We start from the raw sequence: 22,837 nt of genomic DNA, 5'->3' as shown, positions 1-22,837 counted from the left end.
ATTTTCCCTTTTTGTTAGCTGACAGGCTAAAGCTGTCAGATAAGTGACCCACTCAGTAACCGTTGTCTGCACGGTTTTCCGTCTGTAACACAATCAGCGCTCATGAGTATGAACCATAGCAGCGAAGTTGGCAGGAAATGCGCGGTGATGGGATTGCTGAGGCCTTCAGCCTTACCGCATCAGGTCAGGATGTACAATCCTGACCTGAATGCCAATGGCATGACTGCCATCCTCATTAAAATAACTGATAAAACGCGCTCACTTTCTTTTCCTGACTGTCAGCGTTCCCCGGCCACCCGTTAACAGAAAAACGCTCGCCTGTTCACTATCCATCACGCTTTTCATGGACGATCAGTTGCTATCTGCTAATTTTTAAGCTGTTCCCCTGCTGCAGAGAAAAACAACAATATGATTAACACCCTTAAACTTTCCTCTGATTTTCGCCGCAGTTTCTTGCGTGAAGTGCTGGTGCCGCTGGTGGCTATCCTTGTGCTGACATTTGCCGGTGCAGGTACGGCACTGTTTATTGGCACATCACTGACCAATACTGAGGCCCGGCATCAGCAACAGCGGATGATTGAGGCCTCTTTTTCGCAAAGTCTGAATGAGCATCTGCGCCAGTTGCATAGCCTGTCACGCTGGCGTCCCTTTGAGGAGCATCTGGCAGAGGGCAACAGCGACAGGTGGCTGGATGAGAACATCGGGCAGTGGCTCTATGAGATGTTCGGTCATCAGCTGATTATGGTGCTGGATGCGCAAAACCAGATCGTCAGAGTCTGGCGTGAAGGCCAGACCGTCTCCGCAGCAGAGAGTGATCCGCTGATTGGTGATGTGCTGCAAAACACGCTGATTCAGGATCCCAGGCGCCAGGATAACGCCGATTATGCCCGTATCACCCAGCGTGCTGCGGCACTTGCCGTGGGTAACATCCAGCGGGATAGCGATGACCTGCCGCGCTTCCGGCTGGTGAGCCTGAAATTTCTCGATGACGGTTATCTGGCTAGCCTGGCGGAGCGCAATCAGCTGGAGGGACTGCACTTCTCCGACGGTTCGTCTCAGTCCGGCACCAGCGCGCGCTATCTGCTGATCGCCCAGGCGGGCGAGCCGGTCGGCTATCTCAACTGGATCCCCTCCCGTCCGGGCGCGCAGATGCTGCGTACTATCGGGCCGTCTACCGGGCTGGCGGTGCTGGCGATATCGCTGCTCTGCCTGTATATGGTGCGGCGACTCTGGAACTCATCGGTTAACCTCTCGCAATCGATGCTCCGGCTTGGCGCGTCAGAAGCGCAGGCGCAGCATCTGGCATTTCATGATGTGCTGACCGGACTGCCGAACCGCGCGCTGGTGGAAGACCGGCTGACCCAGGCGCTGGCCCTGGCGACGCGCAACGATCAGCGGGTAGCGCTGCTGCTGATCGATCTCGACCGCTTTAAGGCCGTCAACGATACCCACGGTCATCATGCTGGCGATGAGCTGATTATCGCCGTAGCACAGCGCCTGAACCGTATCGTGCGTGCCAGCGATACCGTGGGACGCATCGGCGGCGATGAATTTATCGTGGTGATGCCGGAGGTCGATAACATCGGTCAGGTGAACAGCCTGGCGCAGCGCATGATTGACGAGCTGGCTCAGCCGTTTACCCTGTTCGGCAGCGATGTCTGGAGCGGGGCCAGTATCGGACTGGCGCTGGCACCTAAAGACGGCATCGATCGGCTGGAGCTGATGCGCAAAGCCGATATTGCGCTGTATGAAGCCAAAAGTGGCGGACGTGGCCGGTTTCGTCAGTTTGAACGGGCGATGGATGAGTCAGTGCAGACGCGGCAGACCATTGCCGCCGATCTGCGTACGGCACTGCAAACCCGACAGGGACTGGAAGTGTGGTATCAGCCCCTGATGGACGTTGGCGGTCAGCAGATGGTCGGCATCGAGGCGCTGCTGCGCTGGCATCACCCGACACGCGGCCTGATCGCACCCGGTGAATTTATCGCGATTGCCGAAGAGACCGGCCTGATTATCCCGCTGGGCGAATGGGTGCTGGCTGAAGCCTGTGCCACTCAGCAGCGCTTTCCCGATTTGCTGGTGGCGGTCAATGTCTCGCCCGTGCAGTTCCGCTCTACCGGCTTTGTTGACCATGTGATGACGATTGTCAGCCAGCACGGCGGTGACCCAAAGCGGCTGGAGCTGGAAATCACCGAAGGCGTGTTAATCGAGGATGAACGCGAAGCACGCGAGATTATTGTGTCGCTGCGTGAGGCGGGCTTCCGCATCGCGCTGGATGACTTCGGCACCGGCTACTCCAGCCTCAACTACCTCAGCACCTTCCCGGTGGACAAAATCAAAATCGACCGCTCGTTCACCCAGTCGCTGGGCGTGGCGGAAAATTCCGTGGCGATTGTCGAGTCCGTGGTGAAACTGGGTCACGCCATGGGCCTGATGGTGACGGCAGAAGGTGTGGAGACCGCAGGGCAGATGTCTGCACTGGCAGATGCAGGCTGTAATCAGTTACAGGGCTATCTGTTCAGTCAGGCAGTGCCCGCCGATCAGCTCGCCGCGCTGATGAGATTACCTGCGCCAGAGGAGACGCAGCGGGAATAGTGCTGCGCATAGCCTGAGCGGATAACGGCGCTCAGGCTATGCGGAATCATACTGAGAATCAGGGCAGCACCTCTTGCTATGGGATGCAATACGCTACACGCCCAGGCTATCCAGCAGCGCGGCCGACGTAGCGACCGCGCCAAAGATGCCGCCCTGCATATGGATCATGCTCAGCGCCGCCTCATGATGACGCCGCTCCGTTGCGGCACAGCAATCGGCGAGCACCAGGCATTCAAAGCCGCGATCGTTGGCTTCGCGCAGCGTGGTATGGACGCAGACGTCGGTGGTAATGCCGGTGAGGATCAGGTTACGGATACCGCGACTGCGCAGAATCAGCTCCAGATCGGTGGCGTAAAACGATCCCTTCCCCGGTTTATCAATCACCACTTCCTCCGGCAACGGAGCCAGCTCCGGGATAATCTCCCAGCCTGGTTCCCCGCGCACCAGAATACGGCCACAGGGTCCCACATCGCCTATCCCGGCGTTCATCCGTCGCGAGCGCCAGCGTTTGTTAGCGGGCAGATCGCTGAGGTCTGGCCGGTGCCCTTCACGGGTATGAATAATCGGAAACTGCCGGACGCGCATCGCCGCCAGCACCTGTTGCAGTGGGGCGATAGGCGCGCGGGTCAGGCTCACGTCATAGCCCATGCTGTCGACATAGCCGCCGACGCCACAGAAATCGGTCTGCATATCAATCACGATCAGCGCCGTGTCAGCCGGGGTAAAGCTGCCGTCAAACGGCCAGGCGTAGGGGGTCGAATTAACGCTGTAATCGGGCATTGCTGTTCTCCATTACCGGGCGCGGCATGCGCATTTTAGTGATCAGGGTGTAGCTGATGGCGGCGGTCACCAGACCGATTACCGCTTCGCCAAACTGCGGGAAAGCCACATGGGCGATGACCGCACACAGGCTGCCAATCGCCCAGGCGGCAAACGCGGTGCCACGGAAACGCTGCGCCGGACGCTGCTCGCTGATGCGCGCCATGAAAATCAAGTCCACAATCATCACCGCACCAAACGGTGGCACCACAATCCCCAGCAGGCTGAGCCACTCCAGGAAGTAAGACCAGACGCCAGCCAGTGCCAGCACACCGCCAATGGCACCGAGGATCAGCGTCCAGAGTCGCATTTTGCTGCTGAACAGATGACTGAAACCCACCGCGCCGTTGTAGAGACAGTGGGTGCAGACCGATCCCAGGTTGATAAAGACAAACAGACAGGCCACCACCGACAGGAAGTCGCTATGTCCCATCAGCATCGGCAGGAAGTTCCCGCCGTTGGTCAGCGGATCAACCGCCGCGCCCACCGCCACAATCACCACGCCGAACAGATAGGAGATCACATTGGCGACCGGGAACGCAGAGAACGCGGCGATCACCGCCGAGCGGCCATTCTTCGACCAGCGGGTAAAGTCAGCGGTCATGGTGCCGGAGTCGGCAAAGCCGGCCACCACCATAGTGACAGCGGTGCCCATGCTCATCGCACCGGCGGCGCTGGCGCTGCCCTTCCACTGCGTCACGATGGAGAAGTCGTGCTGTTTGCCGATCAGCCATAGCGCTACTATCCCCAGCACCACAAACAGCGGCGCGGCAATCATCCCCAGCACCGACAGTGCCCGCACGCCCAGGAACGTGATACCGGTATAGAGGATCATGGCAAAAGCCGTCACCGCCAGCGCATTCCAGCCAAAGGTCTGGTTAATGACCGTACCGGTAAGACCCGTCTGGAAAGCATACCAGCCGATCACCACCGTCGAGAGAAAACCCGAGACCAGAATGTAGCCTTTGCTGCCAAAGGTGCGTCTGGCCTGTAAAGCAAAGTTCATCCCGGTGTTACCGGCGAACCAGCTCAGCGCACCGACATAGGCGAACAGCACCAGGTTGCCCAGCATAATGGCGATTAGCGCGGGCCAGAAGCCCAGATGCCAGGTGATGATGCCGCCAAAAAGCGCATTGGTAAGGATCATCGGGAATCCAAACCAGACCGCCGAGACGGAGCGGGTGGAATGGCGATGCGACAGCGGCACCGGCTCATGTTCAAACTCCTGCTCCAGCGCAGGTGTATCAGATGTTTTCATTGGGCGATTCCGGGTTGAAGGTGATTCCACGGCTGAATGCGCTCGAAAGCGGCACTGGCAGCCAGCACTAACGCATCATCAAGATGACGTCCGACAATCTGCATCCCGACGGGCAGGCCGCTGGCGGTAAAACCGGCGGGCACGGACGCGGCGGGCTGTCCGGTGAAGTTGAACGGGTAACAGAACGAGAGCCAGTGATCGTTGCGGACCATACGGCCATCGATGATCTCCGGTCCCTGCATCCCCAACGGAAATGGCGGCACTGCCAGCGTCGGCGTGATCAGCAGATCAAAGCGCTGCATAAAGCGCCACAGGCTGTTGCTGACCGCTTTGCGGGTGGCGATGGCATCGGTAAAGTTTTCCGCCCGCCAGTCGCGCTGCAGCATGGCGACCAGATGCGGCGACATCGCGCTGCCCTGCTCCGCCATCATCTGGCGCATGCCGGTAAGATCGCTCTCCATCGCCACCAGCGCGCCAAAGGCGGCAGCCGGATCCGGGAAACCGGGATCGGCCAGTTCCAGCTCCGCACCGATTTCAGCGGCAAAGCGTTGCACCGCCGCGCTGACCACCGCCCGCACCTCCGGGTCAACCGCCACATAACCAAAGTCCGCGCTGAAGGCGATGCGCAGTTTGCCGGGCAGCTGTTCTGATGCACCCAGCCAGTCAACGTCGCTGCAGGGGATCGAATGGCGGTCACGCATATCTGGTCCCGCCATCAGCGACATCATCAGCGCGGCATCACACACGCTGCGCGTCATCGGCCCGATGTGTTCCAGCGACTCCCAGCTCGACACGCCGGGATAACGTTCATCACGACAGCCGGGCCACAACGGCACCCTGCCCATTGACGCCTTAAAGCCAAAAATGCCGCAGTGCGCTGCCGGAATACGTACCGAGCCGCCGCCGTCGCTGCCCAGTGCAATCGGGCAGAGTCGCGCCGCTATTGCCGCGCCGGAGCCGGCGCTGGAACCGCCGGGCGTCATCGCCAGATCCCAGGGATTGCGCGGCGACGGGAACAGCGGATTGTGTCCGACGCCGCTATAGCCAAACTCCGGCGCAGTGGTTTTGCCCAGCAGGATGGCGTCGGCGGCCAGCAATCGCTCCACCGTGATGTCGTCATCTTCCGGTACGAAATCTTTGTACGCCGCCGAACCGGAGGTGGTTCGGACATTAGCGGTGCAGATTAAATCTTTCACCGCCAGCGGCACGCCCGCCAGCGCGCCCAGCGTTTCTCCACGCGCCCGTCGGGCATCCACTTCTCTGGCCTGTGCCAGCGCCAGTTCCGGTGTCGGCGTACAAAAGGCCTGTAACACCGGTTCCCGCCGTTCCATCCGTGCCAGCGCTGCCCCGGTCAGCTCGCAGGCCGAGACTTCCCCGCTGCGGACCAGTGCGGCCATCGTGGTGGCATCTTCGTCTAATAAGGAGTCAAACATGAGTAACCTCGCCAGAATAGTACCTGTCAGCGAGTGCATGAAGCGTGCCAGATAGCCGTGACGCCAGCGGTCTGAGACAGGGATGCGAGATGGAATACGGCCTGGGATACAAGATCGAATTCTTATGATGTCGGGGATGGGTGACTGTTTATTTTTTCAGCACGATGATGGCGCAGGACTGCGCGATAAGGGGGCGAGCAGTTCCTCAGCGCTTGTCATGCCAAAGCTCAGTCTGTTGCTGGGTGGTTTTTGATCAGTTTACGTGGAGGACTCTCGCTATATACGATATATTGTTGATATTCGATATTTGCATTTTGCCAGCAGGAGTAAAATCATGATCAGGTCTGATAAAACCACTGGCTTCGACGTCATACCCGTGCCGGCAGGCAGTATTTCCTCTTCCCGCTCCCAGGATGGACAAGCAGAGATCACAGTATCAGTCCCGCACTGCAATGATGAGCCAGCGCAATACTATGTGGTGAAGCGTCCCGAAGCTGTGGATGAAGCCGCCTTTAAAATCGCACTGGATGCCGCGTTCCTGGCGGTATCAGGCATCAGTCAGCTCGCCAGTCACGGTAAGTCATCTTTCAGCGCTGGGGAAATGGCGACAGCAGAACAGACCAGGCCGCCGGTCACAGTGAGTAACACTACAAAGCTGGAACAACTCAGGAAGCATATTCTGGACGACAGCGAGTGGTTGCCTGCGCAGGAAGTTTCACGCCGCGCTGGTAGCAGTGCCAGTGTGAAAAATCCCAGCGGATTACCTAACCGGTGGAAGCGAGCCGGTAAGATTTTTGCACTTTCCTCCGAAGGCAGGGATCTTTATCCGGCCTATGGGCTGGACGTTGGCGGTCAACCGTTGCCGCTGATGAAAAAGATCATCGCGCTGTTTGGAGAATCAAAAACACCATGGACCCTGGCCGTCTGGTTTGGCACGCCAAATAGCTGGCTCGGTAATGAAAAACCTAAGAATCTGATAACGTCGGAACCGGCAAAAGTACTGGAGGCGGCACAGCGGGCAAAGGACGGTCCGGTTCATGGCTAAAAAGATCAAAACACCCGGCAAAGATGATGATTTGTCGGTCTCTCTGGTCACCTGGCCGAAAGGTAAAACGATTGACCGCATTCACTGGTCGCAGTATGGCGCTGCGGAGTTTAATCCAGGAAAAGGCGTTGGACGTTTCAGCCCATTCACTGATCGTGCGGGTCGCATCATCCCGATGGCTGTCAGGGATTCAGATGTTCATACCCATTACGTGGAGCAGGCTCTGCTGTGAAGCAGTCTGTAATATTGTGTCTTTGATATAATTGAATCCCAGATTTTCATAAAACTTACGGGCACGATCATTACCCTCAAGCACTTCTAACCACAAAAATCCTTTACCGCGTTGCCGGGCAAGACTGAGAATATGTTCGAATATCTGTTTCCCATAATTTTGACCTGTAGCACCCGAGGCCAGATACAACTTGTTCAGTAGCACGCCTGACATTTCTGTATCCGGAATTTTATCTGTCCATGTGACTTTGACAAAACCAACGGGCTGATCGGTTTCTGCCAGGTACCAGCATACTTCTGGATCTGACAGGCTTGTCACCAGTGATGGCACGGAGAATTCACGCACCAGATAATCATTCATTTCTGACTGCGATACCCACAGATGCGTGAAGTGAGTGCTGTAGATTTCAAAACCCAGCTTTTGAAGTAAGATTGAATCCGCTAAATAAGCCTTACGTATATTCAATGTCATCTGAGCAATCCTTACGTTTTAAACGCGATGCATAGTGTAACCTGCCAGATAAATTGCTCATATAGTTCATTTCATAATCCTTTATTTTTCAATTAGAAAGACAGTGTCCAGTGAACAACTATGGCGACAGAGAAGCTACCGCTCTCGTCATGAGCTTAAGAAGGTGGGAGGCGCTCATTTAATTATTTATCTCGAAAACTACGAAATCAGGCGAAAAAGATTTTTTATGATCGGCGCATTCATTACAGCTACGCATTTGTTGTCGGTAATGAGAATCACACCGTCATCGTGGGTAAGCTGATGGATGAACAGACCTTTACCCGCATTGGATACCGAATGCCAACAGGTATCTCCTTTCCGGTTAATGGCCTGGCTGAGGTCTGTTTTGACGTGTTCGATGGTATGGATTGCATGGGCGATTTTCGCCACATCAGCATTCCCGGATTAGGTAGTGCAGTCGTTTTAAAAAGCGTAGTACTTGCGTTAATGGCACACCATGAAAGCTTCTCTATCGGCGGTTTTGTTTTCCAGCCTGCGTCGGGAGAGATCGCTGAACGCAATCGTCCGACTCCCCTTGAAGAGATTTATGACGCCATGCCTGGCTTAAAAAATGAACTACGTTAAAATCGCCGAACAGGGTTGCCAAAGAAAGAGCCGCAACCTTTAATCCCGGACTGTTTCCAGGCTTATAAAGTAGTGATTACAGGGAGAGCTTGCTATGTCGTTTTATGATACACACGATGAAACAACCCCTTTGGCTCCGGTTGAAACCCGATATAAGGAGTTAAGGGCACTTTTGATTGCTGAGTGGCTGGCCCGGCCCGATCTGCCCGCCATTAAAGCCCAGTTAGCTCAGGCGAGAAAACGTTCCTCATCTGCCCTGTTGCGCCGTAAGCTGAAAGAGTTGAATGCGCGTGAAACGCAGGAAGCTAAGGCACTCGATTAGCGCTTAAAGGCCCGATAAACGGGCCTTTCGTATTTTAACGGCTTCCCGCCACCCACAGAGCACTCACCTCTATTCCGGAAAATCCGTCTCCACTGACGTCTGTTTCCACGCTTCGATCTCAGCAAGGCGCTCTTTGAGCTTGCTGGTCACGGCGTCATGGCCCCAGGCCCCCATCACCAGATGGCGTGGCGGGTTGTCATGTTCGGTGATGGCGATCATTGCCGTGGCGGCCCGTGCCGGATCGCCTTTCTGAGTACCGCTGTATTCGGACGTCGCTTTCATCCGCGCAGCCGCGGTCTCTGCATATTCCGGCAATTTACTCGGCGTCTGATGCAGTGAGCGTCCGGCCCAGTCGGTGCGGAACGGACCGGGCTCTACGCAGGTCACGTGAATGCCCAGCGGCCCCGCTTCCAGCGCCAGTGAATCGGACCAGCCTTCCACCGCATGTTTGCTGGCAGAGTAGTAGCCTGAGCTGGCAAAGCCAATCAGGCCTGCCACGGAGGTAATGTTGATGACATGACCGCTCCGCGCCTTGCGCATCGCAGGCAGTACGGCGCGCGTCAGGGCGAACAGGCCAAAAACATTGGCATCAAACTGGGCGCGGATTTCACTTTCCACACCCTCTTCCACCGAACTCTGATAGCCGTAACCGGCGTTGTTTACCAGCACATCAATGGTGCCGAACGTGTCCAGTGCTGCGCTGACGGCCTGGTCGATACTCGCCTGACGGGTCACATCCAGCGCCACCGCCAGTGCGTTGTCGTGTCCTTCAACCAGATCGGCAATCGACGACGTATCACGCGCCGTCACGACGACCTTAAAACCACGCGCGATGGTCTGCTGCGCCAGTTCACGACCAAAACCGGTCGAACATCCCGAGATTAACCAGACAGGGCTGGAATGAGCAGTCATAACAAGACTCCCGTTGAGTATGAAGAAGGGGTTTAAGACCCGGACGCGAGTGCATCCGGGGATCAAGGTTAGCGAGGCGCGACCGCCTCACTTAGCCCTTAATGCTTTTTATGAAACAGCTGACTGGCGGTGTCGCTGATGATCTGCGCGGCCCCGCGATCGCCCTTCACCATCGACGCCATAAAGGCTTTTGCCTGCTTAAGGGTGATGTGCGGCGGTAACGGCGCGACTTCCGGATCGGTTTTCACCTCCAGCAAGACCGGGCGATCGGCACTGAGCGCACGCTGCCAGGCACCGGCCAGATCGTCAGGGTTATCGACATACATGCCGACCATCCCCAGCGACTGCGCAAACTCGGCATACTTCACGTCCGGCAACTGCTGCGAGGCGTCGAAGCGCGGATTACCCTCCATCACGCGCTGCTCCCAGGTGACCTGATTAAGATCCTGGTTGTTGAACACGCAGACGACCAGGCGCGGATCGGCCCACTGCTGCCAGTATTTCTGGATGGTGATCAGCTCAGCCATGTTGTTCATCTGCATCGCGCCATCACCCACCAGCGCCACCACCGGTTTCTCCGGGTGGGCAAATTTCGCTGCAATCGCGTAAGGCACCGCCGCGCCCATACAGGCCAGGCCGCCGGAGAGCGAGGCACGCTGCCCCTGCTTCACCCGATAGTCGCGGGCGAACCAGTTGGCGCAGGAGCCGGAATCCGACGTGACAATCGCGTTGTCCGGCAACTGAGGTGACATCTCCCACACCACCCGCTGCGGATTGACCGGATTAGCGGGTGCCATGGCGCGCTCTTCCATCAGCGTCCACCAGTCACGCACCTGAACCGCGATATCCTCCTGCCAGCTGCGATCCTCTTTGTGGGTGAGCAGCGGCAGTAGCGCACGCAGGGTTTCAGCCGCATCGCCATGCAGATTGACTTCGCTGGGATAGCGCAGGCCAAGCATAGCGGGATCGATGTCTATCTGAACCGCACGCGCCTTGCCCTCTTCCGGCAGAAATTCCGTCCACGGGAAGCCGCTGCCGATCATCAGCAGCGTGTCACAGTTCTGCATTAAATCGGATGAAGGTTTGGTACCGAGCAGGCCAATCGAGCCGGTAACAAAAGGCGCATCGTCCGGCAGCACATCTTTGCCAAGCAGCGCTTTCGCCACGCCTGCACCCAGCACATTGGCGACCTGCACCACCTCAACGGCGGCGTCGCGTGCGCCTGCGCCAATCAGAATCGCCACTTTTTTACCGGCATTAAGCACCTCGGCGGCGCGTTGCAGGTCCGCTTCGTAAGGAATGACTTTAGGACGCTGATAGCCGCTGCCGGAATGGGTAAAGCCGTGCAGATGCTGCGGCGGCTGCCACTCTTCATCCTGAATATCTTTAGGGATGATGATCACCGCTACGCCGTTTTGCGCCTTGGCGATGCGCACGCCGCGATCCAGCAGATGACGCACCTGCGTCGTGGTCGAGGCTTCCTGAACGAAGTTGGCGACGTCCGAGAAGATGCGATCCAGGTTCATCTCCTGCTGATAGCTGGCACCGCGCGCGGTCGCTTCTGCCTGTCCGGCAATCGCCAGCACCGGGGCATGGTCCATTTTGGCGTCATAGAGTCCGGTCAGCAGGTGGGTTGCACCCGGTCCGCCAGTTGACAGGCAGACGCCCAGCTCGCCGGTAAATTTCGCGTGTCCGGCCGCCATAAAGGCCGCCATCTCTTCATGGCGCACCTGAATAAATTCGATGCCGTCGCCTTTGGCATTCGCGCGCTGAATCGCCCCCAGCACGCCGTTAATCCCGTCTCCCGGGTAGCCGTAAATGCGTGTGACGCCCCACTCTTTCAGGCGCTGGACAAAAAAATCACTGGTTTTCATGCTCATCGTCGCGTTTCCCCTCGTTGTCCTTACAGACTTAAAGCGTAGTAGACGATGAGCCATCGCCGTTAACTGTTCGCCATTGCCGGGTATCGCTGACGTAAATCACTGAATATTTGATTCATATCCGCCGTTTCGCCTGTCTCTTCCACCGCCCGGAATACCTGGGTTTTCAGGAAGTGACGCCAGCTCACCGGCGCGCTGGCCAGAAAGGCGGTCAGTAACTGATAACGCTGTGGCGTCCAGAGCGTTTCGAAGCGCTGACGTGCTTCGCCGTGTTCAAAATGGTGCACTGGATGCTGCGGCATGTCAGCGCGCAGGCGTTTTGTCGCTTCCCGATCCACGCGGTTATCTGTCACCACCACGCCATACTGCGCCCTGGCCGCCGCCACGCTGAGATAGCCACAGCGCACATCCTGCATGACTGCCTCACTATCGCGCTGCGATGGCAGGCCGTAGCCGCCCGCGCCGGGGCCGCGCACGTCGACCACGTCACCCGGCTGGCAGTGGATGACATCGGTGTTACCGTGATTAATAACTTCACCGTTGCGCCGGGTACGGAAGATCGACAGCGCGCCGCTCTGCCCGCCCACTACACCCGCCGAGGCAAACACCGACCGGTTACGGTTGCGCGCGGTAATGATGGTGTTGGGCGAGAAAATCTCGAACGCCATTTCGGTGGCTAAGCCGCCGCGATAGCGACCGGCGCCGGCGCTGTCCTGCGCCAGTCCGTAGCGATGGAAGCGAATCGGCACTTCCGCTTCGTTGATCTCAATCGGGGTATTTTTCAGGAAAGCAGACAGGCCGCCGGAACCGTCGGGTCCGTCATGACGCGGCGTGCCGCCCGCGCCACCGCCCACGGGCCCCAGTGAGGCGACCACACTGCGGTTGTGCGTCTGAGTGCGGATGTTCATGATCGAGTTGCCGCCCGGTGAATTCGCAGGCAGGCGGTCCGGCATCGCCAGCGAGAAGACGCCAATCGTCGCAATCTGCGACAGCGCACAGGTCAGCGAGCGCATCCCTACCGCTGCGGGCGCTTCGCAGTTCATCACCGTGCCAGGCGGCAGAATCGCCCGGGTCGGCCGCAGCGTTCCGGCGTTGAGCAGCAGTGAACGATCCAATGTAGAAAGCACATAGGTAACGCCCACCAGCGCCAGCGGATGCCGCTCGCGCCCGCCGGTCGGCATGTTCAGCGACGACGCCAGCTGCGGGTCGCTGCCGGTGTAGTCCAGCTCCAGCCGATCGCCCTGCACCCGCAGCGTAATGGCGATGCGACAGGGATAGCCGCCCTCGCCATCTTCATCGGCGTAGTCGGCATAAAAGTATTCACCGTCAGGAATGGTACTGATAATCGTGCGCGCCTGCGCTTCAGCATAATCGAGAATGCCCTCAATGCCCTGCAAAAAATCATCAATGCCAAAGCGGGCAATGATGTCGTGGATTTTGCGCTCTCCGACGTTCACCGAGGCCAGCTGCGCCTTGAAATCGCCCCAGTTCTGGTCCGGCACCCGCACGTTGAGCCGCATAATGCTGGCGATCTCTTCATTAAGCTGCCCCTGTTGCATGATCTTCAGCGGCGGGATGCGGATCCCCTCCTGCACGATATCGGTCAGCGAGCGCGACAGCGAGGCAGGCACGGCGCCGCCGACGTCAGTGTTATGAATGTGGCCCACCACGAAACAGACGATTTCGCCCTGATGGAACACCGGCTTCCAGATGTGGATATCGGGCGAGTGAGTCGCCACGTTGCCAGCATAGGCGTCGTTGGTAATGCAGATATCGCCCTCGGCGTACTCTTCTATCAGCGCCAGCACCGGCGCATAGTCGATGCCGCTGTACCAGGGCGCGCCAAAGCTGCGCGGCGAGGCAAACGCCAGCCCGCTGCGGCTGACAATCTGACAGGAGAAATCTTCCGTCTCTTTCACAAAGGTGGAGTGCGCGGTGCGCATCAGCGTAAAGGCCATCGCATCGGCCGCAGCGGCGCAGTAGTTCGCCAGAATCTGTAAGTTACGTCCATCAATCGCCATGTTATGCCTCGTTCGCTGTGATCAGCAGGTTACCGAATGAATCGACCGTGACGCCCATGCCGGGCGGCACGCAGGTGGTGCAGTCGTCCTGAGCGATGATGACCGGCCCACTGAGCTGATGTCCGGCGCGCAGCACCGAGCGCAGCACTAAGTCCACCTGATGCCAGCCGCCGTCGATCCAGGCTCGGGTCTGTTTCAGCACCGGTACGGGTGCTGTGGCGGGGGGAAGTGTGTTGATCACCGGTTTCGGCGTCGGCGAGGCGATGACCAGCCGCAGGTTGATCAACTGCACCGGTGCCTGCGGGTCACAATGACCAAACAGCTGTTGATGCTGGCGATCAAAGGCATCATGCAGCGCAGCGAAGTCCGCCTGCGTCAGCCAGCTCGCCTCCAGCGGCACGTCGATCTCAAACGACTGACCGCGATAGCGCATATCCGCGCTGAACTGCAGGCTGTATGACATGTCGCTGCCGTGCTCCTGCGCCAGCCAGCCGCAGGCGCGCTGCTGCAAGGCTTCGGCTTCACTGGCTAAGGTGTCGGCCAGCCCAGGCGTCAGATCGCCGTAGAGCGTACGGATAAAGTCGTTGCGGATGTCCGCCACCAGCCCGCCCAGCGCGGAGAGCACGCCCGGCGTCGGCGGCACGATCACCCCTTTCATGTTTAGTTCGCGGGCGAGAAAACAGCCCATCATCGGCCCGGCGCCGCCAAAGGCCAGGAACCAGAATTCACGCGGGTCGAGGCCAAAGCGCGACAGCAGGCCGCTGGTGTCGCTGTACATGCTGGAAATGGCCAGCTGGATAGCGGTTTCAGCGGTTTCTTCGACCGAAATAGCGAGCGCATCCGCCAGCGGCTGCCAGGCAGCACAGGCGGCGGCGACATCCACCGTCACCGCGTCATAACCCAGTGCGCCGTGGCCCATCATGCCGCAGGCGGCAAAGGCATCGGTGGCGGTCGGCTGCGTGCCGCCGCGCTGGAAGCAGACCGGGCCCGGCAGCGAACCGGCGCTGTCCGGCCCCATCTGCAATACGCCCTGCCCATCAATCCACGCCAGCGAGCCGCCGCCCTGACCCACCGAGGTCACAGCGACGGAAGGAATAAAGATCGGGAAATCCCCGATGATTTCGCCGTTGCCCTGCGCCACCTTGCCGTCGATGATCACCGCCACGTCGGCGCTGGTGCCGCCGATATCCAGGCTGAGAATTTTGTCAAAACCGCAGGTGCTGGCGAGATAGCTGGCACCAATCACGCCGGAGGCGGTGCCGGAGAGCACCATCTGCACGCATTCGCGCTTCGCCTGGTCAACGCCCATCACCCCGCCGTTGGATTTAGTAATGCGCGGCGGCGGCTTCACGCCAAGCCGTTTCAGCGCCTGCTCAAAGGATTCCAGGTAGTGGATCACCATCGGCTGCACGTAGGCGTTGATGGTGGCGGTAATAGTGCGTTCATATTCGCGGATGATCGGCCAGATGTCGGCGGAACAGGAGGTCAGCAGTTCAGGCGCCACCTCATCGATAATCGCTTTTACCGTCGCTTCATTGTGCCGGTTACGATAACTGTGCAGCAGCGAGACCACGATGCCCTGACAGCCGGCGGCGCGTGCCTGTTCGATAGCGTCGAGCACGCTCTGGCGATCCACGGGTTGCAGTATGTTGCCCTGCGCGTCGCTGCGTTCGCGGATGCCAAATACCCTGTCGCGGGTAATCAGCGGTGCTGCACGCCGTGAGAAAAGGTCATGGATATGCGGGATTTTCAGCCGGGCCAGCTCCAGCACATCGCAGAAGCCCTCGGTGGCAAACAGCGCCAGCCGCACGCCGCGCCGCTGGATCACCGCGTTGATGCCTACCGTAGTGCCGTGAGTGAAGTAGCCAATTTCAGCGGGATCAATGCCCTGCTGCTGCTGAAACTGCGCCAGTCCGGCTAAGATTTCGCTGCCAGGTTTGTCCGGTCGCGACAGGACCTTCAGGGTGTGGATCTGGTTCGTTTGCTGATCGAGCACGGCGAAATCGGTAAAGGAACCACCAATATCCACGCCAACGCGGTATCGCATATCGGGTTAACTCCAGTGTCAGGAAGGGGGAAATTCCATCAGCGTCTCGGGATGTTGCACCACACGCCAGCCGAGCCGCTGGTAGACCTGATGCGCATCCTGGGTCGAGAGCATCCAGCGATGCACCGTTTGCAGCTCCGGGTGTTTCAGGACGCAGGTCGCCAGCCAGCTGCCCAGCCCGTGACCACGCCAGTGTTCATCAATCATCACGTCGCACAGCCAGCCAAAGCGGGTGTAGTCGGTGATCAGTCGGGCAAAGCCAATCTGTTCCTGCTGGTGATAGAGGCCAAACGGCAGCGAACCGGCAATCGCCCGCCGGGTTTTCGCTTCCGGCTGGCCTTTAGCCCAGTAGGACTTCTCCGCCAGCTGAATGTGGATCCAGGCCAGATCGAGTCGCTTGCGATCGGTAGAAACAGTGAACGTATCGCGCTGCCACTGCTGGTCAGCAATCTGTAATGAGTCCATGACAACTCCTTGTATCGGTTGAATTCAGTGTAAAAGGGTTCGCTCAACGATTGAGGCCGTAGCACGCGACAAAACCGGACAGAGCGACTGAATTTTGGACAGGGAAAAAATTTTATGCTGAGGGAAAAATCGCAAAGGTTAAAGGGGCAGGAAGCCGGTCTGTGAGCAAAGGCGGGTGTGGTGAACAGCAGACAGAGACAATGCGTGTGGCCGCCCTCTCCACCGGGAAGGTGGCGAGGGGCGACAACCCGTTATACGCCGAATTCGACTGAGTTATGTTTGCCGATGAGCGATCGTAACGGCACGCTGCTTTTCATAATGGGGGATTTGATGACGATATAGCTGAAGTACTTATCGATGCCGATCTGCGCGTCGAGCATCTTCTCAATCACTTCCTGGTAATGTTCAATGCTGCGGGTAATAAAGCGCAGCAGATAGTCATAGCCGCCGGTGATCAAATGGCACTCCATCAGTTCATCGACGTCGCGCATCGCACTTTCAAATTTCATAAAGTCTTCGCGGCGATGGCCGGACAGGGTGACTTCGGTAAAGACGGTTACTGAATCGGTGATGCGGGTGAGATTAATGTGCGCTTCATAACCGGTGATAAAACCGGCCTGTTCCAGACGTTTGACCCGTTGCAGACAGGGGCTGGGCGAGAGGCCTACGGCGTCGGCGAGGTTAACGTTGCTGATACGGCCATCTTTCTGGAGTTGCACCAGGATGTTGATGTCGATGCGGTCGAGTTTCATTAAGCCGTTCATAGCACCCCCCTCATTGTCAGAGCCTGTTGGGCCAGGCGCTCAATCAAATGTTCAGAACCTCCCGAAGATATAACATGCTTTACCGTAAACGCGCCAGCGCTTCGCAGTGGTTATACCAGCGGGAGATTTTCAAATTACTCTAACAAAATCAATGAGGAATGCGGCTTAACCCAGCCGACCGGTGGCACGGGCCAGCGCAATATCGAAAATATGCAGCGCCTCTTCCAGCTGTGAGTCGGTGGTGACCAGCGGTGCCAGGAAACGGATAGTGTTGCGATGCAGGCCGCACTTGATCAGCAGCAGGCCTTCCTGACAGGCGCTGTCGAGGATCTTCTGAGTCAGCGCCGCATCGGGACGACCGGTTTCGAAATCGAGAATTTCCACCGCCTGCATGAAGCCCACGCCGCGCACGTCACCGATGCAGGCATATTTATCCGCCAGCTGTCGCAGACGGGCATTGAGCTGTTCGCCGAGCTGACAGGAACGCTGCAGCAGGTTCTCCTGTTCAAACAGATCCAGCACCGCCAGCGCTGCCGCACAGCCCAGTGCGTTGCCGCCGTAGGTGCCGCCTAAGCCGCCAGGCGTAGGCGCATCCATGATCGCCGCCCGTCCCACCACGCCGGAAATCGGCAGACCGCCGCCCAGGCTTTTTGCCAGAGTGATCAAATCCGGTTTGATACCCAGTTGCTGGAAGGCGAACATCGTGCCGGTACGTCCGAAGCCGGACTGCACTTCATCACAAATCAGCAGAATGCCGTGCTGGCTGGTAATGCGACGCAGCGCCTGCATAAAGGCTGGTCCGGCGGGCAGGAAGCCGCCATCGCCCTGAACCGGCTCGATGATAATCGCCGCCACACGCTCAGGCAGGATCTGTACCGCGAACAGCTGATCCAGCGCCTTCAGACAGTCCGCTTCCGTCACGCCGTGCAGTGGATTCGGGAAGGGCAGACGATAGATGTCGCCGGGGAACGGGCCAAAATTCTGTTTGTATGGCGCGGACATGCCGGTCAGGGTAATGCCCAGCAGGGTGCGGCCATGAAACGCGCCATCAAACGCGATAATGCCGGGGCGCTGGGTGTGAGAGCGGGCAATCTTCACCGCATTTTCTACCGCTTCCGCGCCGCTGGTGAAGAAGACACTTTTGTACGCCTCATCGCCGCCCACCAGTTTGTTCAGCCGCTGCGCCAGCTCAATGTAGCCCGGATAGGCCACCACCTGAAAACAGGCGTGTGACACCAGACCAAGCTGGCGGGTCACCGCATTGACTACCGCCGGGTGATTGTGGCCGACATTCAGCACGCCGATGCCGCCAACAAAGTCGAGATAGCGATTGCCCTCAACGTCCCACACTTCACTGCCTCTGGCGCGTTCAATCACCAGCGGATGGGCGGTCACTACACCGCGCGGCACGTTCTGCTCGCGTGCATCCAGTAACAGGCTGTTATCGGAGTATGCTTGCTGCTCTGCCATGACATTCTGCATTTTAAACCCTCATCCACGTAACGTTCGGTTGGCTCAAGTATCGCAACCCGCTGGTTTCTCACGCTGCCGTAATTCCCCAGGCAGCGGCATTTCCTGTCAAAATCCCGCTGCATTCAGCAGGGAAATTTCTCTGCCAGCGCCTGACGTACCAGCGCGATAAAAACGTTAACGCCATACGGGATCAGCGCATCGTTGAAGTCATATGCGGCATGGTGCAATGGCTTGCAGGGTGCCGATCCCAGCCACAGATAGGCACCGGGCCGCGCCTGCAGCATAAAAGCGAAATCTTCCGAGGTGAGCGCGGGTCTGGCCGCGGTGTCAGCCGGGATGCCTGCCTGCGTCAGCGCCTCCAGGCAAAACTGCGCTTCCGTCGCGCTGTTCATCGTCGCCGGGTAGTAACGCTGATAGCTCACTTCTGCGTGCAACCCATGAGCCGCCGTGACGTGCTCCGCCATCTGGCGCAGCCGTGCTTCAATCGTATCCTGCGCCGCCGGGCTGAAGGTACGCACCGTGCCGGTGATACTCGCCTCGGCCGGGATCATGTTGTGTGAAAAGCCGCCCTGCATCCGTGTGACGGTAAGCAGCGCGGTTTCGCACGGATCCAAAGCGCGTGAAACCAGCGTATTGAGCTGTACCACCAGTTCACTGGTCGCCAGCAAAGTGTCACGCGTCAGGTGAGGCTGCGCGGCGTGACCGCCGCCGCCCAGCACCCGGATATCAAAGCGGTCGGCTGCTGCCATAATCGGGCCAGGGCGGGTCTCTACCTGACCGAGCGGCAGTTCCGGCCAGTTGTGAATGGCGTAGACCGCCTCACAGGGAAAGCGGCTGAACAGACCGTCGTCGATCATCGCTTTTGCACCCGCCAGTCCCTCTTCGGCTGGCTGGAAGATAAAGCAGACGCTGCCGTCAAAGCTGACGTCCCGCGCCAGTTTTTCAGCGGCACCCAGCAGCATCACCATATGGCCGTCGTGGCCACAGGCATGACTCACCTGCTCTGCCTGACTTTGCCATTCAGTGCCGCTCTGGTCCTGCATCGGCAGCGCATCCATGTCGGCGCGCAGGCCAATCATGCGTTCACTGCTGCCCTTCTTCAGTATCCCGACCACGCCGGTTTTACCGATGCCGCGATGCACCTCAATGCCCAGCTGGTGCAGGAAGTTCGCCACGATGTCGCTGGTGCGCTGCTCCTGAAAACCCAGTTCCGGGTGCGCATGAAGGTCGCGGCGCAGTGCGACTAAATGTTCCATCTTAATATCCTCGCGAACGGTCAATCTCACCGTGCAGCGGCTCGCCACGCTGGTAGCGCCGCAGGTTCTCCAGCAGGGCCGCAATGGCGCTCTCATTCTGCGTCTGGCTGGCAATGTGCGGCGTCAGCCAGATGGCGGGATGGTGCCAGAAGGGATGGCCCGGCGGTAACGGCTCCGGATCGGTGACGTCAACGACGGCGGCACGCAGCTGACCGCTCTCCAGTGCCCTCAGCAGATCATCATCATTCAGCTGCGGGCCGCGCCCGGCCTGCACCAGCGCCGCGCCGTGCGGTAGCTGGCTGAACAGCGACTGATTCAGTAAACCCTGGGTGGTGTCGGTCAGCGGAAGCAGGCAGACCAGAATCTCGCTGTGTGCCAGGAAGTCAGCGAGTTGATCATTGCCGTACCAGCAGCGCACGCCGGGGCACTCGCGCGGTGTGCGGCTCCAGCCTGCGCAGTCAAAGCCCAGCGCCACCAGCTGCGCTAACGCGGCCTGCCCCAGTTCGCCCAGCCCCATCACGCCGACCCGACGCTGCCCGGCAGGTATGGCTGCATGAGGCTGCCACTGCTGCTGCCGTTGCTGATGAAAATAGCGCGGCATGTCGCGATGCAGACCGAGCACCGCGAAGGTGACATATTCCACCATGCCCTGCGTCAGGCCCGGCTCGATCATTCTTATCACAGGCAGGTCTGGCGGCAGCGCGCTGAAGTCAAACTGGTCGGCACCCGCCCCCACCGAGAACAGCAGTTTCAGCCGGGAAAACAGCGCCGGAATGTCTTCGGGTGGCTGCCAGGCGACCAGCGCCTCAACCTGCTCCGGATCACCGGTCTCCGGCCAGAGATGCAGCTGAATGTCAGGCGCATGCTCGGCCAGCCAGCGCTGCCAGATCCGGCCTCGTTCCGGCTCCGATTTATAGACGATATGCATCAGGCCATCGCCTGCGTCATCAGTCCAAATGCCTGCATACTCTGCGGCGTCCAGGGCGTGCCGCGCACCATGGTGGTGGGCGCATCGACCTGAGGAATACCAAGACTTTCAAGCCAGGCCGCCATCGGCAGCGCGGCGTCGGTATCGATGCGCAGAAATTCACCCTGCAGCGACTGCATCAGCGAGGCGACCAGTGCCTGAGCGGCCGGAAAGTCTGCTGCGATCACCGGGCCAATTGCCCAGCCGTGACCAAAGCGGCGCAGGCTGGCGAAGCCCTGAATCTGCTGCTGCGCATCCTCTAAAATCACTGTCTGGCTGTCGCGAAGCAGGTGGTCGATCAGCGCCGGGCGATGCATGCCGTGTGCCAGCTGATCCAGCGTCACCAGCATGCCATGATCGGCAGCTGTCGCCGGGCGCAGTTTCAGCCCCGCGGGGATCACCACCTCTGGCAGCGTGGTCACGGCACGCGTCTGGTGCTGGCGGATCTCACCACAGCTGACAAAGCCGAGCTTTTCATACAGCCCTTTGCCCATTTCGGTGGCGTGCAGACGCACGTTAACGTCGGGCACTTTTTCCAGCTGCGCCAGCATCAGCTGCTTGCCCAGGCCGCGTCCCTGCTGCTGGTTATCGATAATCACCAGTCCCACCGTGGCGGCATGGTCACCCCAGCGCCAGAGTACTGCGCTGCCAATCAGTTTGCCCTGCTCTTCTATTACCGTGCCTTCGCCCAGCTGCAGCGCCAGCTGCCAGTCTTCACGGCGATGGGGCCATTTCAGCAGCTGCGTTAAGGTGAAACACGTTTCAATATCATCTGGCGTCATTGCGCGTATGGTCAGGCTCATTCGCGTTCTCCTTACATCATGCCTGGCGTGTCAAGTCCGCTGCCGTCAACCAGACGGCTGTAGCGGTACGGGGTCGGATCAACCACGGGTGTGGCGTCGGTCGCAAGGTCGGCAGCCAGTCGTCCGGCACCGGGTCCGATACCGAAGCCGTGGGCGCTGTAACCCGCCGAGAGCACCAGCCCCGGCAGTTTCGCCACGGTTGAGATCACCGGAATTGCGTCCGGGGTGCTGTCAATCATGCCGCCCCACGACTGCGCCAGCCGGAGATTCGCCAGCGCCGGATATTCACGCCGCATTGCCGCCAGGCCCTCTTCCACGATTTTTGCATCCGCTGCCGGATCGAGAATGCGCATCCGCTCAAACGGCGACTCGCGGTCGAATGACCAGCCCCCCATCGCTTCAGGGCCATTGAAGAACGGTGACAGGCCGAGATTCAGGGTCAGATTCTTGCGGCGGCTTTTAAAGGTCGGATAGAACTGACGGGCATAGCGCAGCCCCTGAGCGCCCGGCTCAAGACGTCCGCGGCCTGAGACTGAGACGGTATAGCTGCCATCCATTTGTGGGCGACAGGCAAAGCCCGGTGTGTAGAGCGGCATGGCGATCGCCTGCTCAATAGGCTGCGTGCGGAAGGCAGTGCCAATCACGTTGCCCAGCGGCAGGTCGATGCCGTGACGACGGCAGAACATGGAGGTCCAGGCCCCGGCGGCACAGATAACCCGGCTGGTTTTGATCAAACCGCGCTCGGTCCAGACGCCGCTGACCCGTCCGGCCGCAATATCCAGCCCGCGGACTGCGCACTGCTGAAACAGCAGTGCACCCTTTTTCTGCGCGCCCGCCACCAGCCCCGGTGCGGCCAGGCGCGGCTCGGCGTGACCATCGGTCGGCGACGAGAGACCGCCCAGCCAGTTTGTGGTGCTGCCGGGCGTCATTGCTTTAGCCTGCTCTGCGGTGAGAATCGAACTGCGCATGCCATAGCCTTTCGCCATCTGGTTCCACTTATCCCAGGCCGCGATATCCGACTCTTCCTGGGTGGCGTAGACCAGCCCGCTGCGGCGGAAACCCAGCTCTTCACCGGTTTCTTCACTTAGCTCACCCCAGCGTTGCAGCGCATAGATAATCAGCGGCAATTCACGCTCATCGCGGTTTTGCTGGCGGCACCAGCCCCAGTTGCGGCTCGACTGCTCAGCGCCAACCAGCCCTTTTTCAATCAGCACCACCTTCACTCCCTGCTTCGCCAGCTCCCAGGTGGCGGCGGCACCGGCGATACCGGCGCCAATCACCACCACATCGGCGGAATCGGGAAAGTCAGCACTGTCCTGTACATAACGAATCGGTGCGGGCATAACAAGATGACCTCTGTTGTCAGTATCGGGTCTGGCGCACGGCGACATCGCCGCTGTACGCTGACCCACGCCGCCTGCCTTGCACATCAGTACTGCGCAGACGGATA

At 59.2% G+C, this 22,837-nt stretch carries 20 protein-coding genes; 5 read left to right on the top strand and 15 right to left on the bottom strand.

Going from position 1 to position 22,837, the window contains the following annotated elements:
* The first annotated feature begins 408 nt into the window (after positions 1-408).
* Positions 409-2,595, top strand: coding sequence for a bifunctional diguanylate cyclase/phosphodiesterase (locus IV493_RS06160; RefSeq protein ID WP_195857922.1), 2,187 nt, complete (start codon positions 409-411; stop codon positions 2,593-2,595).
* Positions 2,596-2,688: 93 nt separating this feature from the next.
* On the opposite strand, the gene IV493_RS06155 is transcribed toward IV493_RS06160, so the two are convergent.
* The 3 genes from IV493_RS06155 to IV493_RS06145 are packed head-to-tail and all read right to left on the bottom strand — an operon-like array spanning position 2,689 to position 6,105.
* A complete protein-coding gene (locus IV493_RS06155; protein WP_033783455.1) occupies positions 2,689-3,375 on the bottom strand; it encodes a cysteine hydrolase family protein in 687 nt (228 codons plus the stop codon).
* A complete protein-coding gene (locus tag IV493_RS06150; RefSeq protein WP_195857921.1) occupies positions 3,356-4,672 on the bottom strand; it encodes a cytosine permease in 1,317 nt (438 codons plus the stop codon). The genes IV493_RS06155 and IV493_RS06150 overlap by 20 nt, the downstream gene beginning before the upstream one ends.
* Positions 4,669-6,105 (bottom strand): amidase, encoded by a 1,437-nt coding sequence (locus IV493_RS06145; protein WP_195857920.1) that lies wholly within the window; start codon positions 6,103-6,105, stop codon positions 4,669-4,671. The genes IV493_RS06150 and IV493_RS06145 overlap by 4 nt, the downstream gene beginning before the upstream one ends.
* A gap of 334 nt (positions 6,106-6,439) precedes the next feature.
* On the opposite strand from IV493_RS06145, the gene IV493_RS06140 reads away from it, so the two are divergent.
* Together IV493_RS06140 and IV493_RS06135 are read left to right on the top strand one after the other, a co-directional pair.
* Positions 6,440-7,150 carry a hypothetical protein gene (locus IV493_RS06140; protein WP_195857919.1) on the top strand — a complete coding sequence of 237 codons (711 nt, stop codon included), beginning with the start codon at positions 6,440-6,442 and terminating at the stop codon, positions 7,148-7,150.
* Positions 7,143-7,382, top strand: a complete 240-nt coding sequence (locus tag IV493_RS06135; RefSeq protein ID WP_195857918.1) for a hypothetical protein — start codon at positions 7,143-7,145, stop codon at positions 7,380-7,382. The genes IV493_RS06140 and IV493_RS06135 overlap by 8 nt, the downstream gene beginning before the upstream one ends.
* On the opposite strand, the gene IV493_RS06130 is transcribed toward IV493_RS06135, so the two are convergent.
* Positions 7,341-7,853: a GNAT family N-acetyltransferase gene (locus IV493_RS06130; RefSeq protein WP_195857917.1), complete on the bottom strand. Its 513-nt coding sequence runs from the start codon at positions 7,851-7,853 to the stop codon at positions 7,341-7,343. The genes IV493_RS06135 and IV493_RS06130 overlap by 42 nt on opposite strands.
* A 300-nt stretch (positions 7,854-8,153) precedes the next feature.
* On the opposite strand from IV493_RS06130, the gene IV493_RS18540 reads away from it, so the two are divergent.
* Together IV493_RS18540 and IV493_RS06120 are read left to right on the top strand one after the other, a co-directional pair.
* Positions 8,154-8,477 (top strand): hypothetical protein, encoded by a 324-nt coding sequence (locus tag IV493_RS18540; RefSeq protein ID WP_230299987.1) that lies wholly within the window; start codon positions 8,154-8,156, stop codon positions 8,475-8,477.
* 94 nt (positions 8,478-8,571) lie between these two features.
* Entirely contained in the window at positions 8,572-8,799 is a 228-nt protein-coding gene (locus IV493_RS06120) for a hypothetical protein (protein ID WP_013358359.1), read from the top strand.
* A gap of 69 nt (positions 8,800-8,868) precedes the next feature.
* Here the strand turns inward: IV493_RS06120 and IV493_RS06115 are convergent, their stop codons facing one another.
* The 11 genes from IV493_RS06115 to IV493_RS06065 form a co-directional block, all read right to left on the bottom strand.
* Positions 8,869-9,711: an oxidoreductase gene (locus IV493_RS06115; RefSeq protein WP_195857916.1), complete on the bottom strand. Its 843-nt coding sequence runs from the start codon at positions 9,709-9,711 to the stop codon at positions 8,869-8,871.
* A 98-nt stretch (positions 9,712-9,809) separates the two neighbouring features.
* Positions 9,810-11,591 (bottom strand): thiamine pyrophosphate-requiring protein, encoded by a 1,782-nt coding sequence (locus IV493_RS06110; RefSeq protein ID WP_195857915.1) that lies wholly within the window; start codon positions 11,589-11,591, stop codon positions 9,810-9,812.
* Positions 11,592-11,653: 62 nt separating this feature from the next.
* The gene (locus tag IV493_RS06105) at positions 11,654-13,612 is read right to left on the bottom strand and encodes a hydantoinase B/oxoprolinase family protein (RefSeq protein WP_195857914.1); all 1,959 of its coding nucleotides are present in this window, start codon (positions 13,610-13,612) and stop codon (positions 11,654-11,656) included.
* Position 13,613: 1 nt separating this feature from the next.
* Complete coding sequence (locus IV493_RS06100; protein ID WP_195857913.1) at positions 13,614-15,659, bottom strand: hydantoinase/oxoprolinase family protein; 2,046 nt, start codon at positions 15,657-15,659, stop codon at positions 13,614-13,616.
* A gap of 18 nt (positions 15,660-15,677) precedes the next feature.
* Positions 15,678-16,124 (bottom strand): GNAT family N-acetyltransferase, encoded by a 447-nt coding sequence (locus IV493_RS06095; protein WP_195857912.1) that lies wholly within the window; start codon positions 16,122-16,124, stop codon positions 15,678-15,680.
* A 251-nt stretch (positions 16,125-16,375) separates the two neighbouring features.
* On the bottom strand, positions 16,376-16,888 hold the full coding sequence (locus tag IV493_RS06090) for an Lrp/AsnC family transcriptional regulator (protein ID WP_010247853.1): 513 nt from the start codon (positions 16,886-16,888) through the stop codon (positions 16,376-16,378).
* Between the two features lie 165 nt (positions 16,889-17,053).
* On the bottom strand, positions 17,054-18,370 hold the full coding sequence (gene gabT / locus IV493_RS06085) for a 4-aminobutyrate--2-oxoglutarate transaminase (protein ID WP_095706964.1): 1,317 nt from the start codon (positions 18,368-18,370) through the stop codon (positions 17,054-17,056).
* Positions 18,371-18,483: 113 nt separating this feature from the next.
* A complete protein-coding gene (locus IV493_RS06080; protein WP_195857911.1) occupies positions 18,484-19,617 on the bottom strand; it encodes a M20 aminoacylase family protein in 1,134 nt (377 codons plus the stop codon).
* 1 nt (position 19,618) lies between these two features.
* Complete coding sequence (locus IV493_RS06075; protein WP_195857910.1) at positions 19,619-20,545, bottom strand: glyoxylate/hydroxypyruvate reductase A; 927 nt, start codon at positions 20,543-20,545, stop codon at positions 19,619-19,621.
* On the bottom strand, positions 20,545-21,387 hold the full coding sequence (locus tag IV493_RS06070) for a GNAT family N-acetyltransferase (RefSeq protein WP_195857909.1): 843 nt from the start codon (positions 21,385-21,387) through the stop codon (positions 20,545-20,547). Before IV493_RS06070 ends, IV493_RS06075 begins: the two co-directional genes overlap by 1 nt.
* A gap of 11 nt (positions 21,388-21,398) precedes the next feature.
* Positions 21,399-22,730 carry an FAD-binding oxidoreductase gene (locus tag IV493_RS06065; protein ID WP_195857908.1) on the bottom strand — a complete coding sequence of 444 codons (1,332 nt, stop codon included), beginning with the start codon at positions 22,728-22,730 and terminating at the stop codon, positions 21,399-21,401.
* Positions 22,731-22,837: the final 107 nt, after the last annotated feature.

Origin of the sequence: Pantoea sp. SM3640, assembly GCF_015654165.1 — a bacterium.
Classification (GTDB): Bacteria; Pseudomonadota; Gammaproteobacteria; order Enterobacterales; family Enterobacteriaceae; genus Pantoea; species Pantoea vagans.
This window is presented reverse-complemented; position numbering and strand designations above follow the sequence as displayed.

Bases quoted from the DNA above. Each gene is read 5' to 3' on its own strand.
- IV493_RS06095 (WP_195857912.1), bottom strand. From the start codon at position 16,124: ATGGACTCATTACAGATTGCTGACCAGCAGTGGCAGCGCGATACGTTC.
- IV493_RS06090 (WP_010247853.1), bottom strand. From the start codon at position 16,888: ATGAACGGCTTAATGAAACTCGACCGCATCGACATCAACATCCTGGTG.
- IV493_RS06110 (WP_195857915.1), bottom strand. From the start codon at position 11,591: ATGAGCATGAAAACCAGTGATTTTTTTGTCCAGCGCCTGAAAGAGTGG.
- IV493_RS06080 (WP_195857911.1), bottom strand. From the start codon at position 19,617: ATGGAACATTTAGTCGCACTGCGCCGCGACCTTCATGCGCACCCGGAA.
- IV493_RS06120 (WP_013358359.1), top strand. From the start codon at position 8,572: ATGTCGTTTTATGATACACACGATGAAACAACCCCTTTGGCTCCGGTT.
- IV493_RS18540 (WP_230299987.1), top strand. From the start codon at position 8,154: ATGGATGAACAGACCTTTACCCGCATTGGATACCGAATGCCAACAGGT.
- IV493_RS06130 (WP_195857917.1), bottom strand. From the start codon at position 7,853: ATGACATTGAATATACGTAAGGCTTATTTAGCGGATTCAATCTTACTT.
- IV493_RS06100 (WP_195857913.1), bottom strand. From the start codon at position 15,659: ATGCGATACCGCGTTGGCGTGGATATTGGTGGTTCCTTTACCGATTTC.
- IV493_RS06135 (WP_195857918.1), top strand. From the start codon at position 7,143: ATGGCTAAAAAGATCAAAACACCCGGCAAAGATGATGATTTGTCGGTC.
- IV493_RS06115 (WP_195857916.1), bottom strand. From the start codon at position 9,711: ATGACTGCTCATTCCAGCCCTGTCTGGTTAATCTCGGGATGTTCGACC.
- IV493_RS06140 (WP_195857919.1), top strand. From the start codon at position 6,440: ATGATCAGGTCTGATAAAACCACTGGCTTCGACGTCATACCCGTGCCG.
- IV493_RS06145 (WP_195857920.1), bottom strand. From the start codon at position 6,105: ATGTTTGACTCCTTATTAGACGAAGATGCCACCACGATGGCCGCACTG.
- IV493_RS06075 (WP_195857910.1), bottom strand. From the start codon at position 20,545: ATGCATATCGTCTATAAATCGGAGCCGGAACGAGGCCGGATCTGGCAG.
- IV493_RS06160 (WP_195857922.1), top strand. From the start codon at position 409: ATGATTAACACCCTTAAACTTTCCTCTGATTTTCGCCGCAGTTTCTTG.
- IV493_RS06150 (WP_195857921.1), bottom strand. From the start codon at position 4,672: ATGAAAACATCTGATACACCTGCGCTGGAGCAGGAGTTTGAACATGAG.
- IV493_RS06105 (WP_195857914.1), bottom strand. From the start codon at position 13,612: ATGGCGATTGATGGACGTAACTTACAGATTCTGGCGAACTACTGCGCC.
- gabT (WP_095706964.1), bottom strand. From the start codon at position 18,370: ATGCAGAATGTCATGGCAGAGCAGCAAGCATACTCCGATAACAGCCTG.
- IV493_RS06155 (WP_033783455.1), bottom strand. From the start codon at position 3,375: ATGCCCGATTACAGCGTTAATTCGACCCCCTACGCCTGGCCGTTTGAC.
- IV493_RS06065 (WP_195857908.1), bottom strand. From the start codon at position 22,730: ATGCCCGCACCGATTCGTTATGTACAGGACAGTGCTGACTTTCCCGAT.
- IV493_RS06070 (WP_195857909.1), bottom strand. From the start codon at position 21,387: ATGAGCCTGACCATACGCGCAATGACGCCAGATGATATTGAAACGTGT.